This window comes from Kosakonia sp. AG348, from assembly GCF_003337365.1.
Taxonomy (GTDB): domain Bacteria; phylum Pseudomonadota; class Gammaproteobacteria; order Enterobacterales; family Enterobacteriaceae; genus Kosakonia.
This window is the reverse complement of sequence record NZ_QPJR01000015.1, coordinates 23,316-39,337: the sequence shown is the minus strand read 5'-3', so window position 1 is coordinate 39,337 and position 16,022 is coordinate 23,316. Positions and strand designations below refer to the sequence as shown.

General features: G+C 52.0%; 14 protein-coding genes. 3 read left to right on the top strand and 11 right to left on the bottom strand.

Going from position 1 to position 16,022, the window contains the following annotated elements; genetic code table 11:
* On the top strand, positions 1 to 588 hold the full coding sequence (cbrC, locus tag DFO56_RS23680; protein WP_020455854.1) for a PF03691 family colicin E2 tolerance protein CbrC: 588 nt from the start codon (positions 1 to 3) through the stop codon (positions 586 to 588).
* 24 nt (positions 589 to 612) lie between these two features.
* Entirely contained in the window at positions 613 to 1,515 is a 903-nt protein-coding gene (locus tag DFO56_RS23675) for an ADP-ribosylglycohydrolase family protein (protein WP_045507319.1), read from the top strand.
* 34 nt (positions 1,516 to 1,549) lie between these two features.
* On the opposite strand, the gene phoU is transcribed toward DFO56_RS23675, so the two are convergent.
* From phoU to glmU, 8 genes are all read right to left on the bottom strand, one after another.
* Positions 1,550 to 2,275: a phosphate signaling complex protein PhoU gene (phoU, locus tag DFO56_RS23670; protein WP_045507316.1), complete on the bottom strand. Its 726-nt coding sequence runs from the start codon at positions 2,273 to 2,275 to the stop codon at positions 1,550 to 1,552.
* A 69-nt stretch (positions 2,276 to 2,344) separates the two neighbouring features.
* The gene (gene pstB / locus DFO56_RS23665; RefSeq protein ID WP_017458060.1) at positions 2,345 to 3,118 is read right to left on the bottom strand and encodes a phosphate ABC transporter ATP-binding protein PstB; all 774 of its coding nucleotides are present in this window, start codon (positions 3,116 to 3,118) and stop codon (positions 2,345 to 2,347) included.
* Between the two features lie 46 nt (positions 3,119 to 3,164).
* Positions 3,165 to 4,055, bottom strand: a complete 891-nt coding sequence (gene pstA / locus DFO56_RS23660) for a phosphate ABC transporter permease PstA (RefSeq protein ID WP_017458059.1) — start codon at positions 4,053 to 4,055, stop codon at positions 3,165 to 3,167.
* Positions 4,055 to 5,014, bottom strand: coding sequence for a phosphate ABC transporter permease PstC (pstC, locus tag DFO56_RS23655; protein ID WP_017458058.1), 960 nt, complete (start codon positions 5,012 to 5,014; stop codon positions 4,055 to 4,057). Before pstC ends, pstA begins: the two co-directional genes overlap by 1 nt.
* Positions 5,015 to 5,137: 123 nt before the next feature.
* Positions 5,138 to 6,178, bottom strand: a complete 1,041-nt coding sequence (gene pstS, locus DFO56_RS23650) for a phosphate ABC transporter substrate-binding protein PstS (protein WP_020455856.1) — start codon at positions 6,176 to 6,178, stop codon at positions 5,138 to 5,140.
* 272 nt (positions 6,179 to 6,450) lie between these two features.
* Complete coding sequence (locus DFO56_RS23645) at positions 6,451 to 7,029, bottom strand: hypothetical protein (RefSeq protein WP_045507312.1); 579 nt, start codon at positions 7,027 to 7,029, stop codon at positions 6,451 to 6,453.
* Between the two features lie 66 nt (positions 7,030 to 7,095).
* Positions 7,096 to 8,925: a glutamine--fructose-6-phosphate transaminase (isomerizing) gene (glmS, locus tag DFO56_RS23640; RefSeq protein WP_045507931.1), complete on the bottom strand. Its 1,830-nt coding sequence runs from the start codon at positions 8,923 to 8,925 to the stop codon at positions 7,096 to 7,098.
* 207 nt (positions 8,926 to 9,132) lie between these two features.
* A complete protein-coding gene (gene glmU, locus DFO56_RS23635; RefSeq protein WP_045507309.1) occupies positions 9,133 to 10,503 on the bottom strand; it encodes a bifunctional UDP-N-acetylglucosamine diphosphorylase/glucosamine-1-phosphate N-acetyltransferase GlmU in 1,371 nt (456 codons plus the stop codon).
* Positions 10,504 to 10,846: 343 nt separating this feature from the next.
* On the opposite strand from glmU, the gene DFO56_RS23630 reads away from it, so the two are divergent.
* Positions 10,847 to 12,964, top strand: coding sequence for a right-handed parallel beta-helix repeat-containing protein (locus DFO56_RS23630; RefSeq protein ID WP_045507306.1), 2,118 nt, complete (start codon positions 10,847 to 10,849; stop codon positions 12,962 to 12,964).
* Between the two features lie 335 nt (positions 12,965 to 13,299).
* Here DFO56_RS23630 and DFO56_RS23625 read toward each other — a convergent pair whose 3' ends face one another.
* From DFO56_RS23625 to atpG, 3 genes are read right to left on the bottom strand one after another with little or no spacing between them, the layout of a single operon-like run.
* Positions 13,300 to 13,719 (bottom strand): F0F1 ATP synthase subunit epsilon, encoded by a 420-nt coding sequence (locus DFO56_RS23625; RefSeq protein ID WP_017458049.1) that lies wholly within the window; start codon positions 13,717 to 13,719, stop codon positions 13,300 to 13,302.
* A 20-nt stretch (positions 13,720 to 13,739) separates the two neighbouring features.
* Positions 13,740 to 15,122, bottom strand: coding sequence for a F0F1 ATP synthase subunit beta (atpD, locus tag DFO56_RS23620; RefSeq protein WP_017458048.1), 1,383 nt, complete (start codon positions 15,120 to 15,122; stop codon positions 13,740 to 13,742).
* Positions 15,123 to 15,148: 26 nt separating this feature from the next.
* Positions 15,149 to 16,012 carry a F0F1 ATP synthase subunit gamma gene (gene atpG / locus DFO56_RS23615; RefSeq protein ID WP_017458047.1) on the bottom strand — a complete coding sequence of 288 codons (864 nt, stop codon included), beginning with the start codon at positions 16,010 to 16,012 and terminating at the stop codon, positions 15,149 to 15,151.
* Positions 16,013 to 16,022 lie beyond the last annotated feature (10 nt).

Sequence of the window (16,022 nt, the reverse complement as noted above, 5' to 3'; positions counted from 1 at the left end):
ATGGCCCAGACACATCGCCCTCTACCGGTATTTAAATATCACCCGCAGCCTCTGGAAACCGGGGTGTTCTCTGAAGACAAAACGGTCACCTGCGCCTGCTGTCAGCAGCCGACCAATGTCTACTACACCAATCCGTTCTATACCCAGCAAGATGTCGATTATCTCTGCCCATGGTGTATTGCAGACGGTGCGGCCGCAGAGAAATTTGGCGGCAGCTTTCAGGATGAATCCTCTCTGGAGGGTATAGAAAGCGAGTTCGACGACGAAGGCGAATTTACCGGCTTTAAAAATCCCTGGCCGGAAGCCAGCGTGATTGAATTAACCGAAAGAACGCCGGGATATTGTGGCTGGCAGCAGGAGTTCTGGCTGGCGCACTGTAATGATTTTTGCGCCTTCGAGGGTTACGTTGGCTGGAAAGAGATTGCCGACAAGCTGGACCAATTTGCCGATCTGCGGGCCGACTGCGATGCTTTCGGCATTGATTACGAGAAGCTCCCCGAATACCTGCTCGACGGCGGTGATTGCCAGGGTTATCTCTTCCGTTGCCTGCATTGCGGGAAACTTCGCTTGTGGGCCGATTTATCCTGATGGAAAACGACAGGAGCACAACAGATGCCTGAATTACTTGCACGTTACCAGGGTTGCCTGCTCGGACTGGCCGCAGGTGATGCAGTTGGTACCACGGTGGAGTTCAGCGCGAAGGACTCCTTTCCACCCGTGAAAGGGATGGAAGGCGGCGGCCCGTTTCATTTACAGGCCGGGCAGTGGACTGACGATACCTCAATGGCGCTGTGCCTTGCGGAAAGCCTGGTTACCTGTAACGGGTTTGACGCAAAGGATCAGATGAACCGTTATCTGAACTGGTGGAAGTGGGGCTATTTAAGCTCTACAGGTCACTGTTTTGATATCGGCATGACCGTTGCCAGCGCGCTGCAGAAGTTCGCCAATGATGGCGAGCCGTTTGCCGGTTCCAGCAACCCGCGAACGGCCGGCAACGGCTCACTGATGCGTCTGGCGCCTGTGGTGCTGTGGTTCTTTCCGGATCAAGCGCAAGTGCTGGAATATGCACAAGCCTCTTCACGCACGACGCACGCCGCGCCGGAAGCACTCGCCAGCTGCCGTCTGTTCGCACAACAGCTTATGAATGCCTTGCAGGGCAAAAGTAAGCAGGAAACGCTGACCGATATCGCGCAGTTGCCGGAGCAGGAAAACCTGCGCCACATCGCTGAGGGTTGCTATCTGCAAAAAAACCGGGCGGAGATTTTTGGTACCGGTTACTGCGTGCAGAGCCTGGAAGCGGCGCTGTGGTGTTTCGCCAAAGGTAACGACTTTGAAGAAACCATCCTGCTGGCCACCAACCTCGGCGATGATGCGGATACTACCGCCGCCATTGCCGGACAACTGGCTGGCGCGTTCTACGGGGTAGATGGCATTCCGCAAACGTGGCGTGACAAACTCTGGCAGTATGAGGATATCGATAGGCTGGCAAGAAAGCTGCTGGCAAAATCGGCCTGAAAAAAACCCCCTCGTCGCTGAGGGGGTTTTCGCATCACTCTTTGGGATCTTTTCCCGCAAGCAGCTTATCCAGTTCATCGCCGCCAACGTGACGGAAATCCTGCCCCTTCACGAAGTAGAAGATGTATTCACAGATATTCTGGCAACGGTCGCCGATACGCTCGATGGAACGGGCGCAGAACAGCGCGGTCAGCACGCTCGGAATGGTGCGGGAATCTTCCATCATGTAGGTCATTAACTGACGCACAATGCCTTCATATTCCTGATCCACTTTTTTATCTTCGCGGTAGATACGCACCGCTTCGTCCAGATCCATACGGGCGAAAGCGTCCAGCACGTCATGCAGCATCTGCACAGTGTGGCGGCCCAGCGATTCAAGGCTTACCAGCAGCGGCTGATGTTGCTGGGAGAACTTTTCCAGCGCGGTACGGCAGATTTTATCCGCCACGTCGCCAATACGTTCCAGCTCAGCGATGGTTTTGATGATCGCCATCACCAGGCGTAAATCGCTCGCCGTCGGCTGACGCTTAGCAATAATGCGCACACAGGCTTCATCGATGGCAACTTCCATCCTATTGACCTGCTTGTCACCCTCAACAACGCGCTTAGCCAGCTCGCTGTCCTGGTTGTGCATGGCGGTGATCGCATCAGAAAGCTGCTGCTCCACCATTCCACCCATGGTCATTACCTGAGTGCGAATGCTTTCCAGCTCAGCGTTGAACTGCCCGGAAATGTGTTTGTTAAGGTTGAGATTGTCCATGGTGCACTCCAAATGCCCGACAGATTTCACGTTGTAACAGGGTTGCTGAGACCTTTATGGCTCGGCAAATCAACCATAGCGCCCGGTAATGTAGTCTTCCGTTTGCTTCTTCTTCGGCTTCGTGAACAGATCATCTGTATTGCTGAACTCAATCAACTCACCGAGGTACATAAATGCCGTGTGATCGGAACAGCGCGCCGCCTGCTGCATGTTGTGCGTTACGATAACAACGGTGTAATCCTGTTTCAGTTCCGTAATCAGCTCTTCGATACGACCGGTTGAGATCGGGTCGAGCGCTGAACAGGGTTCATCAAGCAACAGCACTTCCGGGCGGATCGCGATACCACGGGCAATGCACAAACGCTGTTGCTGACCACCGGAGAGAGAGTACCCGCTCTGGTGCAGTTTATCCTTGGTTTCGTTCCATAATGCGGCCTTAGTCAAAGCCCACTGCACACGCTCGTCCATATCCGGGCGTGAAAGCTTCTCAAACAGGCGCACACCGAAAGCGATATTGTCGTAAATCGACATCGGGAACGGCGTTGGCTTTTGAAACACCATCCCTACTTTCGCGCGCAGCAGCGCAATATCCTGCGTGTTAGTCAGAATATTGTCGCCATCCAGCAGGATCTCGCCTTCCGCGCGCTGCTCAGGATAGAGCTCAAACATTTTATTAAACGTACGCAGCAGCGTGGACTTACCGCAGCCCGACGGCCCGATAAACGCCGTCACCTGATTTTTGGCAATATCCAGGCTGATGTTTTTCAGTGCATGGAATTTGCCGTAATAGAAGTTCAAATCGCGAACCTGAATCTTGCCCGGCGTCGTTTCAACCATACTCATTTATCTCTTTCCTCAACTCGACGCCGCTTTCGCCGCGTCGCAAAAATTAACCGTGTTTACTCTTCGCGAAAATGACGCGCGCCAGAATATTTAACAACAGTACGCAGAGAGTGATGATCAGCACCCCGGCCCAGGCCAGCTGCTGCCACTCGGCAAACGGGCTCATAGCGAATTTGAAAATCGTCACCGGCAAGTTAGCGATAGGCTGCATCATATCGGTGCTCCAGAACTGGTTGGAGAGCGCGGTAAACAGCAGCGGCGCCGTTTCACCCGCAATACGCGCGACAGCCAGCAGCACGCCGGTCATAATCCCGGAAACCGAGGCTTTCAGGGTAATGGCGGAAATCATCTTCCATTTCGGCGTTCCCAACGCGTAAGCCGCTTCGCGCAGGCTGTCCGGCACCAGTTTCAGCATGTTTTCCGTAGTACGGATGACAATCGGCACCTGTAACAGCGCCAGCGCAATCACACCGGCCCAACCGGAGAAGTGCTGCATCTGCGCGACAACGATGGTGTAAACGAACAGGCCAACCACGATAGAAGGCGCTGAAAGCAGGATGTCGTTGATAAACCGAATAATTTCAGCCAACAGTGATTTACGGCCATACTCCGCCAGATAAATCCCGGCCATAATGCCCAGTGGTGTACCGACAACCGTCGCCCAGAGAATTAACAGGCCGCTGCCCGCCAGGGCGTTAGCCAGGCCACCGCCCGCCGTATTTGGCGGCGGCGTCATTTCGGTAAACATCGCCAGCGACATACCATCAAAACCGCGGGTAACCGTCGACAGCAGGATCCAAATCAACCAGAACAGACCAAAGGCCATCGTCGCCATCGACAATGTCAGGGCAATGCGGTTTTTCAGACGGCGGCGCGCCTGCATTTTGCGGCGCGATTCAGCCAGTTGCGCGGTACTTTGCATTTCAAGCGTAGCCATTAGCGTGCCCCCTCGTTTTTCGCCAGGCGCATGATCATAAATTTAGAAATGGCCAATACGATAAAGGTGATCACGAACAGGATAAGCCCTAATTCCATCAATGCCGCGACATGCAAGCCCGATTCGGCTTCGGCAAACTCATTCGCCAGTGCAGAGGTAATACTGTTGCCAGGCATAAACAGTGAAGCACTGTCGAGCTGGTAGGTGTTACCGATGATAAAGGTCACCGCCATGGTTTCACCCAGTGCGCGCCCCAGCCCCAGCATTACGCCACCAATCACCCCGTTTTTGGTAAATGGCAACACGATACGCCAGATAACCTCCCAGGTGGTGCAGCCAATGCCGTAGGCCGACTCTTTCATCATCACCGGTGTTTGTTCGAATACATCGCGCATTACCGCCGCAATGTACGGAATGATCATAATGGCGAGGATCACCCCGGCGGCCAGAATGCCGATACCAAATGCGGGGCCGGAAAACAGCGCGCCGACAAATGGAATGTTAGAAAGGACATTGCCCACCGGCTCCTGAAAGTAAGTCGCGAACAGCGGAGCAAAAATAAACAGCCCCCACATGCCGTACACAATACTCGGGATCGCCGCCAGCAGTTCAATGGCGATGCCCAGCGGGCGTTTCAGCCAGTTTGGCGACAGCTCCGTCAGAAACAGCGCGATACCAAAACTCACCGGAACCGCGATAAGTAGCGCGATGACCGAGGTAACAATGGTGCCGTAAATCGGTACCAGCGCCCCGTAGACGTCATTCGGCGCATCCCACTCTTTGGTCCACAGGAAAGAAAAACCAAACTTCTGAATGCTTGGCCATGAGGAGAAAATCAGGGACACGATAATGCCGCTGAGCAGCAATAACACAATCAGCGCAGCCAGTCTTACCAGTGCGCTGAATAACATGTCGCCTTTTTTACCCGGGGGATTAAATGCCGGCTTGGTTGCAGCCATAAATTACTCTTCAGTTTAACGTCTTACGAATTTGCCCGCAGGCACTTGCGCTTGCCGGCCTACAGAAGATCTGTAAGGCGGATGGTGTAAGCGCCATCCGCCATGTTCTTCAAAAACCAGTACTTAGTACAGTGCTTTACCGCTGCTGTCTTTCACATTTGCTTTCCAGGCAGCGCGAACTTGTTCAACAACGCTATCCGGCAGGGTTGCGTAGTCGAGATCGTTAGCTTGTTTGCCGCCTTTTTTGTAGGCCCAGTCAAAGAATTTCAGCACTTCAGCGCCTTGCTCAGGTTTAGCCTGTTCTTTATGCACCAGAATGAACGTGGTGGAAGTGATTGGCCACACGTCCGCACCTTTCTGGTTAGTCAGGTCCTGTGCGAAAGACTTGCTCCAGTCGATATCTTTAGCCGCGTTGGAGAAACTGGTTTCCGTCGGGCTAACCGCTTTACCATCGGCAGAGAGCAGCTTGGTGTAGGTCAGGTTGTTCTGCTTAGCGTAAGCATATTCAACGTAACCGATAGAGCCCGGCAGACGCTGAACGAACGCGGCGATACCGTCGTTACCTTTACCGCCCAGACCGGTCGGCCAGTTAACGGTAGAGCCAGAACCGACTTTAGATTTCCACTCTTCGTTCACTTTCGCCAGGTAGCTGGTGAAAACGAAGGAGGTACCGGAACCATCAGCGCGGCGAACCACAGCGATGTTCTGTGAAGGCAGTTTCAGGCCTGGATTGAGTTTGGCAATAGCCGCGTCATCCCATTTTTTGATATTACCCAGGTAGATATCACCCAGGGTCTTACCGTCCAGCACCAGTTCACCGGATTTAACACCCGGAACGTTGATTGCCAGCACGATACCGCCGATCACAGTCGGGAACTGGAACAGGCCTTCCTGAGCCAGTTTGTCGTCAGCCAGCGGGGCATCGGACGCACCGAAATCAACAGTTTTAGCAGTAATTTGTTTAACGCCACCAGACGAACCGATACCCTGGTAGTTAATCTTGTTACCTGTTTCTTTCTGGTAGGTATCAGCCCACTTGGCATACACCGGCGCCGGGAAAGTTGCGCCCGCGCCTGTCAGGCTGGCAGCTGCGTTTACAGCAAATGCACTCAGAGAAAAGGTCGCGGCGACAACAGTTGCGACAGTGGTACGCATAACGTTCATAATGTCTCCTGCAAGAATCGTAAATCGTTGTTTAGTGGCTACGATGAGCAAAATAGGACACTTTGATGACAGTTATATGCAAAGATTGTTACTGTTTGATGACAGCAACGGATTACGGCCAGATTTAACGAATTCAGGATGATTTATCAGCGAGATAAAAAAGTTGATGACGATAAAATGTCAGCAAGATTTTAGTTTTATGACATTAAAAACGTAGCTGAATCTGACAAGAAGTCCTAACAAAACGCGAGAAAAAGCCACCGCTTATCACTTTATTTACGCCTGGATTGCGTCAACGCCTGACGCCGGAATTGGGCTATTTTTAGCGATACACGCCACTGCATTAATTTCGTGAGTTCCGGCCCATTCATCACTTTCCGCGTCAGCCATAACAGAACCATACTACTCCCCCAAAAAACCAGAGACAGTGCGGAAAAAGGAGCAATGAGAAGCCATCCTGCCACTGGCACGTTGCAAACACATAACAGCAACCAGACAGCCAGGAATAATTTTAAGGAGAGCGTGCGCCCTTTTTCTACGCCGATGAGCGCCACGACCAGGACTAAAAATACCGCTACACCTGCGATGAAACCCAGGCCACCAATGGCGGTTTTCACCGTCAGCGCAAGGCAAACATAGCTTAGTAACAAGGCATAAAACACTACCGTTACGCTGCCATAAAATGTCATCCCGCCTCTGCCTGCAGGATAGGCCTTTGGCATCTCTTTAAATGCCTCCGCCGCCAGCTTCAACTGTGCCAGCTTGCGACCCGCTATTCCCGCATCAACACCCCGGCAATAATTGATGAGTGCAAGCAATCTTGCACCTGCCATTTTTTCCAACAAACTCATGGCTATCCTTAAAAAAAGAGGCTGCCATCAGGCAACCTCTCTCTACACTATGACAAGCTTAAGACCTTATTCCACAGTAACCGATTTCGCCAGGTTACGCGGCTGATCCACGTCGGTGCCTTTGATCAGCGCAACATGGTAAGCCAGCAGTTGCAGCGGCACGGTATAGAAGATTGGCGCGATCACCTCTTCTACATGCGGCATATTGATAATGTGCATATTGTCGTTGCTGGTGAAACCGGCATCCTGATCGGCAAAGACATACAGCACGCCGCCACGGGCGCGAACTTCTTCGATGTTGGATTTCAGCTTTTCCAGCAGCTCGTTGTTTGGCGCAACGACAATCACTGGCATATCGGCATCAATCAGCGCCAATGGGCCATGTTTCAGTTCACCTGCGGCATAGGCTTCGGCATGAATATAGGAGATCTCTTTCAGCTTCAGCGCACCTTCCAGTGCGATCGGATACTGGTCGCCACGGCCAAGGAACAGCGCATGATGCTTGTCGGAGAAATCTTCTGCCAGTGCTTCAATGCGTTTATCCTGCGACAGCATCTGTTCAATGCGGCTCGGCAGCGCCTGCAAACCATGAACGATATCGTGCTCAATGGCCGCATCCAGCCCTTTCAGGCGGCTCAGTTTCGCCACCAGCATCAGCAACACGGTGAGCTGAGTGGTAAACGCTTTGGTTGATGCAACGCCGATTTCCGTACCGGCTTTGGTCATCATCGCCAGGTCGGATTCGCGCACCAGCGAAGAACCCGGAACGTTACAAATAGCCAGCGAACCCAGATAACCCAGCTCTTTTGACAAACGCAGTGCCGCCAGCGTATCCGCCGTTTCGCCAGACTGCGACAGGGTGATCATCAGGCTATTTCGACGCACCGCAGATTTGCGATAGCGGAACTCAGAAGCGATTTCGACATCGCACGGAACACCCGCCAGCGCTTCAAACCAGTAGCGGGAAACCATACCGGAGTTATAAGACGTACCGCAGGCAACGATCTGAATATGTTCAACTTTCGACAGCAGTTCGTTGGCATTCGGCCCCAGTTCGCTCAGATCAACTTCACCATGGCTGATACGGCCAGTCAGGGTGTTTTTGATGGCGTTCGGCTGCTCGTAGATCTCTTTTTGCATGTAGTGGCGGTAAATACCTTTATCGCCAGCGTCGTATTGCAGATTAGATTCGATATCAGGGCGTTTAACCTGCGCGCCAGATTTATCGAAAACAGTCACGCTACGGCGAGTCACTTCAGCAATATCGCCCTCTTCAAGGAAGATAAAGCGGCGGGTAACCGGCAGCAAGGCCAGCTGATCGGATGCAATAAAGTTTTCACCCATGCCCAGGCCAATAACCAGCGGGCTGCCAGAGCGCGCTGCCAGCAACGTACCCGGATCGCGCGTATCCATGATGACAGTGCCATATGCCCCACGTAACTGAGGAATAGTACGCAGTACAGCTTCACGCAGCGTGCCGCCCTGCTCCAGTTCCCAGTGCACCAGGTGCGCGATAACTTCGGTATCCGTTTCAGAAACAAACACATAACCGCGTGCTTTTAACTCTTCACGCAGCGGCTCGTGGTTTTCGATAATACCGTTATGCACCACCACAATATGGTCAGAAACATGCGGATGCGCGTTGCCTTCTGACGGTTCACCATGCGTTGCCCAACGCGTATGAGCAATACCGGTGCCACCATGCAGCGGGTGTTCTTCCGCCGCCTGAGAGAGCATCTGCACTTTACCAAGACGGCGCAGACGGGTCATATGACCTTGTGCATCAACCACCGCCAGACCAGCAGAGTCATAACCACGGTATTCCAGACGACGAAGGCCTTCGAGAAGGATTTCAGCTACATCACGCTGCGCGACTGCGCCAACAATTCCACACATATTTTTTGATTCCGATTTTGGCATTATGCCTTTTGTTGTCGGTCAACCTGTTTACACGTCATTCTTCGACGCTGCCTTTGTACAACGCGAATTACTGAGTGTAAGTGTCCGATTATCGGACTCCCCGAGCCTTGTAGAGAGTGGGGTTATTTTTATAGGTACTGCATGCGGGCGGGGGAATTATCTTTCCCCTCATCCCTGAAATCGTTACTTCTTCTTCACCGGACGCTGCCAGCCCTGTTTTTGGACCTGCGGCACGCGGCTTAAAACCAATTCATTTTCGTTAACGTTGCGCGTCACCGTGGTACCGGCGGCAATCGTCGCACCTTTACCGACTGTGACAGGTGCCACCAGTTGCGTGTCAGAACCAACGAAGACATCATCACCAATAATAGTTTTATGCTTGTTCGCGCCATCATAGTTACAGGTAATAACGCCTGCACCGACATTCACGTTGTCGCCAATTTCTGCATCGCCCAGATAAGTCAGATGGCCCGCTTTCGAACCTTTCCCCAGACGCGCTTTTTTCATTTCCACAAAGTTGCCGACATGCGCGCCAGCCAACAGTTCAGCGCCCGGGCGCAAACGCGCAAAAGGCCCGATGGTACATTCCGCTTCCAGACGAGCATCTTCCACAACGCTATATGGGCTGATTTCACAATCGTCGCCAATTTCGCTGTTTTTCAGAACGCAACCGGCGCCAATTTTCACGCGATCGCCAAGCTTAACGTGACCTTCAATGATGACGTTAGCATCGATCTCGACATCCCGCCCGTGCTCCAGCGTACCGCGCAGATCGAAACGCGCAGGATCGCGCAGCATAACGCCTGCCAGCAGCAATTTTTCGGCTTGCTCAGACTGATAAGCGCGTTCCAGGCGTGACAACTGAAGACGATTGTTAACGCCTTCCACTTCGCTCAGACGCTGCGGGTGCACAGCGACGATTTCACGCCCTTCCTGATAAGCCAGTGCAATGATATCGGTGATGTAGTATTCACCCTGGGCATTATTGTTGGTGAGTTTACCAAGCCAGCGTTTCATATCGCCGCCATTGGCGATCAAAATACCGGTATTGATTTCGTTAATCTTACGCTGCTCTTCACTGGCATCTTTCTGCTCAACAATACCAGTCACCATGCCGTTTTCGCGCGTGATGCGGCCATATCCAGTAGGGTCATCCAGAACTACAGTTAACAAACCGATCCCACCTTGCGGTTTTGCAGCACGCAGACGTTCCAGTGTTTCCATCGAAATCAGCGGCACATCACCGTAGAGCATGAGAATATCTTCGTCATCCGCAAAGAACGGTGCAGCCTGCTGCATCGCATGGCCAGTACCCAGCTGTTCAGCTTGCAGAACCCAATTGAGTTTATCGTCAGAAAGGCGTTGTTTGAGCAGATCGCCACCGTGGCCATACACCAGATGGACGTGGTTCGCGCCAAGAACAGTTGCGGTATCAATGACATGCTGAACCATCGCTTTCCCTGCAAGCGGATGCAGCACTTTGGGAAGATCGGAATACATGCGTGTACCTTTGCCCGCAGCAAGGATCACCACACTCATTTTTGTGTTCAACATTTGCGTCCTGACTCTATTTTGGGAAAGAAGTAAACCTCTTTCGTGTTGAAAATTCTACATATTTTGTAGCATGAAATGGATTGCCGACGAAACGCTCAAGTTCCGCTATTTCAGGCCATTTGAAGACTATTTGGTGCGCAGAGTAAATCAGTTTGCCGCTGAAAAATAGCGCCATTTCCCGCTGGTGCTAATTCATACAATGAGTTAGCCATTATTCTCACCCTGAATAAAGATCGCACAAAAACAAAACAGCGTTTTAATTATCAAAGAGTGTGACGTACAAAAAAGAAACACCGTTTCATCTTGATGATAATGGCAGGCAATTATCAATCAGGAGAATAAAATGAATTATAAAATACCTCTGGCCCTCACGATTTGCAGTTCACTTATTTCCATTCCTGCGTTGGCTGCAACAGCCCCTGTCTGGAAAGCAATTGCTTTTGGGCAATCTACCGACATGAATTTCTCATCGAATGTGTTACCGGAAAAAATAGGCGTCAATGATGTCACCATCGCCGGTAAAAAGCTCTCTGTTGCGGATGAAGCAACGTTAACAAATCCGATCACTATTGAAAGCCGTGGCGGCAAAATTGCCAATTCTCACGACGGACTGACGTTTTTTTATACCCGACTTCCTGGTAACGAAAATTTTGTCTTACAGGCAACCATTACCGTTGAACAGTTCGGTCCTGAAAACGGAGCAAAACCCGCCGCGCAGGAAGGTGCAGGTTTGCTGGTACGAGACGTGATTGGTGCTCCGCGCCAGCAGCCGCTGAAAGAGGGTTATGAAGAGTTTCCGGCGGCATCAAATATGGTGATGAACGCCATTATGACGCAGGATAAAAAAGATAATTTCCGCGTGAAGATGCAAGCGATTACCCGCGAGGGGATTAGCCAGCCGTGGGGGAATGCCGGTGCCACTATATCGAAACAGAGTTATCAGGAAGAGATTGATCTTCGCCAGACGCCAACCTTTCGCCTGAAACTAGAACGTACCAACGACGGTTTTATCAGCGCATGGGCGCCGCAGGGGAGTGATAAATGGGTCAGCCGCAGCGTACCGCGCGCCGATTTGATTTCGGTGCAAAATAAAGACCACTATTACGTGGGTTTTTTTGCCTCGCGTAACGCCAAAATTGTGGTTAGCGATGCCACATTAACCACCAGCAAAGCCCAGACTATTGATTCTAAACCCTGGCAGGCTAAGCCGTTGCCGGTTGTCGTACAAATAGCCTCTCCCGCCCAGAGCATTGGCGAAGCCTACACGGTGCAGGCACGCGCTAATTATGATGGCTTGTTTAGCGTGCGGCAGAACGAAGTGGTGATCGGTAATGAAAAACCGGTGAAAGCAGGTGAAATGTATACCCTGCCAACTCACCTGGCGGCAGAGAACACCTTTGCACTGACCTTTACACCAACAAGCGGTAAAGAGATAACGCCCATTTCGCAGACGTTCGCTGTCGAAAGGGTTGCCGGAACCATGGCTTCTACTCTATATGCCGCCGCCGATGGTAAAGCGGATGGTGAAGGTACCGCTGCATCACCTCTGGATTTGCCGACCGCTATATCTCTGTTGCCACCAGGCGGGACGATTAACCTGAAAGCCGGAGATTATGCCCGGGCAGAGATCCCGCTCACCGCCAGCGGCTTGCGTGATAAACCAAAAACGCTGCAAGCCGATGGCAAAACGGTGGTCCACGGTTTACTGGTTGATGCCAGCTACTGGCATATCAAAGGTATTGGCGTTACCGACAAGAGCCTGCGCGTGCAGGGTAGCCATAACGTGATCGAAAAAGTGGTCGCCTGGCGTAATGACGATACCGGCATTCAGATCTCCTCACCGGAAAACATTGGTCGCGCACTGTGGGCGAGCCATAACCGCGTGATCGATGCTGAGTCCTGGGGGAATGAAGATCCCGGCAAAATCAACGCTGACGGCTTCGCGGTGAAGATGCGCGTCGGTGACGGTAACCGCCTGGAGAGATGCTACTCCCATGACAATATTGATGACGGCTTTGATTTGTTTAATAAGATTGAGGACGGCGGCAACGGTGTTGTGGTGATAGAGAATTCTATTGCCAGCAACAATACCAGCAACGGTTTCAAACTGGGGGGAGAAGGGCAGCCAGTGGCGCATCAGGTGCGGAACAGTAAAGCGATTGCTAACCATCTGGACGGTTTCACCGACAATTTTAATCCTGGTGCGCTGGTGGTAGAGAACAATATCGCTGCGGATAATCAACGCTTTAACTTTATTTTTCGTCCGAGCCCCTATGGTGATGCTTCCACTCAGGGGAAATTCACCCACAACAAATCCGTGCGCAGTGCGCCGGGCCGCTATGACGATGCGGTGGTCGGAAATATTGATGAGACGAATTATTTTATTGAGAAAGGGCAGAGCGTGAACAACAAGGGGAAAGTGCTGGATAGTGGGGCGGTGCTGGCGGAACTGAAGATGTAGCCAGATGGCGCTCGCTTATCACACAACGGTAAGCGTGGCGCCACTCGGCATATCAGCAATTAATGATTGAACGTACCGAAAGAGATGTTCATGTTGCTGAAGAGAGCGATGATTTTGTTGATCAGTTTCATAATGGTTTCCTGCTTTGACTGAAGGTTATTTTCTGTGATGAACTTCACAAAAAAGAGTCTACGCCTCATTTTTTAACCGATCAACATTTTTGTGATATGCATCACAAAATAATAAAACACATTTTCAGTTTCATATTTACTGGAACGCAGCCATAAAAAAGCCAGCCTGGAAACCAGACTGGCTTTTTAACGTTCAAGCCGGTGTTACATCGCTTTTTTGGTCAACTCGATAACACGCAGTTTCGCGATGGCTTTCGCCAGCTCCGCAGACGCCTGAGCGTAATCCACGTCACCGTGAGAGCTATTAATGTGCTCTTCTGCTTTACGCTTCGATTCCAGGGCTCGCGCTTCGTCGAGATCCTGGCCACGAATAGCGGTATCAGCCAGAACGGTCACGCTGCTCGGTTGCACTTCAAGAATGCCGCCGGACAGATAGATAAACTCTTCATGACCGAACTGTTTTACGATGCGGATCATACCAGGCTTAATGGCGGTGAGCAGCGGTGCGTGACCCGGGAAAATACCCAGTTCACCTTCACTGCCCGTTACCTGGATTTTTTCGACCAGACCAGAGAACATTTGTTGCTCTGCGCTGACGACGTCCAGGTGGTAAGTCATTGCCATATCACCCTCCGATTAAGGCGTTAAAGTTTTTTGGCTTTTTCCACTGCTTCTTCGATGGAACCAACCATGTAGAACGCCTGCTCCGGCAGGTGATCGTATTCGCCTTCCATAATGCCTTTAAAGCCACGGATGGTGTCTTTCAGGGAGACGTATTTGCCCGGAGAACCGGTAAATACTTCCGCTACGAAGAACGGCTGGGACAGGAAGCGCTGGATCTTACGTGCGCGAGCTACCACCAGTTTGTCTTCTTCAGACAGCTCATCCATACCGAGGATGGCGATGATGTCTTTCAGTTCCTGATAACGTTGCAGCAGAGACTGTACGCCACGCGCGGTGTCGTAGTGTTCCTGACCAACAACCAGCGGATCCAGCTGACGGCTGGTGGAATCCAGCGGGTCAACGGCCGGGTAGATACCCAGAGACGCGATCTGACGGCTCAGTACCACGGTTGCGTCAAGGTGCGCAAAGGTGGTGGCTGGTGACGGGTCAGTCAAGTCATCCGCAGGTACGTATACCGCCTGAACGGAGGTGATAGAACCGGTTTTGGTAGAAGTGATACGTTCCTGCAGAACACCCATCTCTTCCGCCAGCGTTGGCTGGTAACCTACCGCTGAAGGCATACGGCCCAGCAGTGCGGATACTTCAGTACCGGCAAGGGTATAACGGTAGATGTTGTCGACGAACAACAGAACGTCACGACCTTCGTCACGGAACTTCTCAGCCATGGTCAGGCCGGTCAGCGCAACGCGCAGACGGTTTCCCGGCGGCTCGTTCATCTGGCCGTAAACCAGGGATACTTTATCCAGAACGTTGGAGTCGGTCATTTCATGGTAGAAATCGTTACCCTCACGAGTACGTTCACCCACGCCCGCAAAAACAGAGTAACCGGAGTGCTCGATCGCGATGTTACGGATCAGCTCCATCATGTTTACGGTTTTACCTACGCCCGCACCACCAAACAGACCGACTTTACCGCCCTTGGCGAACGGACACATCAGGTCGATAACTTTGATGCCGGTTTCCAGCAGTTCCTGAGAGCTGGAGAGCTCTTCATAGGAAGGTGCCGCGCGGTGAATCGCCCAACGCTCTTCTTCACCGATGTCGCCTTTCATGTCGATCGGCTGACCGAGCACGTTCATGATACGACCCAGTGTAGCTTTACCTACCGGGACTTCGATCGGGTGCGCAAGGTCATTAACTTCCAGACCACGACGCAGACCGTCAGAAGAACCCATGGCGATGGTACGTACGATACCGCCGCCGAGCTGCTGCTGAACTTCCAGCACCAGCGTCTCGTTACCATTTTTAACCTCAAGAGCATCGTACACGCGCGGTACGGCATCCTGAGGGAATTCGACGTCAACTACGGCGCCGATTACCTGGACAATTTTTCCAGTAGCCATCATGAATCCTCTACGAATTAACCTGGTTATACCGCGGATGCACCACCGACGATTTCGGTGAGTTCCTGAGTAATGCTGGCCTGACGAGCTTTGTTGTATACCAACTGCAGCTCTTTAATCAGGCTGCCGCCATTGTCGGTCGCGGCTTTCATCGCCACCATACGTGCGGCCTGCTCGCTGGCCAGGTTTTCCACAACACCCTGGTAAACCTGAGATTCAACATAACGACGCAGGAGAGTGTCCAGCAGCGCTTTTGGATCAGGTTCATACAGATAATCCCAGGATTTACGCTTCAACTCTTCATCTTCTGCAGCCGGTAACGGCAGCAGCTGAGTGATGGTCGGTACCTGAGACATGGTGTTGATAAATTTGTTGCTAACAATATAAAGCTTGTCGAGACGACCTTCGTCGTAGGCTTGCAACATTACTTTTACCGGGCCGATCAGCTCTGACAAGGACGGGTTATCACCCATACCAGTCACCTGAGCGACAACGTTGCCACCTACGGAATTAAAGAAAGAGACGCCTTTAGAGCCGATCATCGCGAGCTCGCTCTGAACGCCTTTATCGGACCACGCTTTCATATCCGCCAGCAGTTTTTTGAACAGGTTAATGTTCAAACCACCGCACAGACCACGGTCGGTCGACACCACCAGGTAGCCCACGCGTTTAACGTCGCGTTCTTCCAGATAGGGGTGCTTATATTCCAGATTACCGTTTGCAAGGTGACCAATCACTTTGCGCATGGTATCTGCATAAGGACGGCTGGACGCCATGCGATCCTGCGATTTACGCATTTTGGAAGCGGCGACCATCTCCATCGCTTTAGTGATCTTCTGCGTGTTCTGGACGCTTGCGATCTTACTACGTATCTCTTTTGCGCCGGCCATGAGCTTCTCC

Coding starts and splice junctions, on each gene's coding strand:
- cbrC (WP_020455854.1), top strand. CDS start 1: ATGGCCCAGACACATCGCCCTCTACCGGTATTTAAATATCACCCGCAG.
- DFO56_RS23675 (WP_045507319.1), top strand. CDS start 613: ATGCCTGAATTACTTGCACGTTACCAGGGTTGCCTGCTCGGACTGGCC.
- phoU (WP_045507316.1), bottom strand. CDS start 2,275: ATGGACAATCTCAACCTTAACAAACACATTTCCGGGCAGTTCAACGCT.
- pstB (WP_017458060.1), bottom strand. CDS start 3,118: ATGAGTATGGTTGAAACGACGCCGGGCAAGATTCAGGTTCGCGATTTG.
- pstA (WP_017458059.1), bottom strand. CDS start 4,055: ATGGCTACGCTTGAAATGCAAAGTACCGCGCAACTGGCTGAATCGCGC.
- pstC (WP_017458058.1), bottom strand. CDS start 5,014: ATGGCTGCAACCAAGCCGGCATTTAATCCCCCGGGTAAAAAAGGCGAC.
- pstS (WP_020455856.1), bottom strand. CDS start 6,178: ATGAACGTTATGCGTACCACTGTCGCAACTGTTGTCGCCGCGACCTTT.
- DFO56_RS23645 (WP_045507312.1), bottom strand. CDS start 7,029: ATGAGTTTGTTGGAAAAAATGGCAGGTGCAAGATTGCTTGCACTCATC.
- glmS (WP_045507931.1), bottom strand. CDS start 8,925: ATGTGTGGAATTGTTGGCGCAGTCGCGCAGCGTGATGTAGCTGAAATC.
- glmU (WP_045507309.1), bottom strand. CDS start 10,503: ATGTTGAACACAAAAATGAGTGTGGTGATCCTTGCTGCGGGCAAAGGT.
- DFO56_RS23630 (WP_045507306.1), top strand. CDS start 10,847: ATGAATTATAAAATACCTCTGGCCCTCACGATTTGCAGTTCACTTATT.
- DFO56_RS23625 (WP_017458049.1), bottom strand. CDS start 13,719: ATGGCAATGACTTACCACCTGGACGTCGTCAGCGCAGAGCAACAAATG.
- atpD (WP_017458048.1), bottom strand. CDS start 15,122: ATGGCTACTGGAAAAATTGTCCAGGTAATCGGCGCCGTAGTTGACGTC.
- atpG (WP_017458047.1), bottom strand. CDS start 16,012: ATGGCCGGCGCAAAAGAGATACGTAGTAAGATCGCAAGCGTCCAGAAC.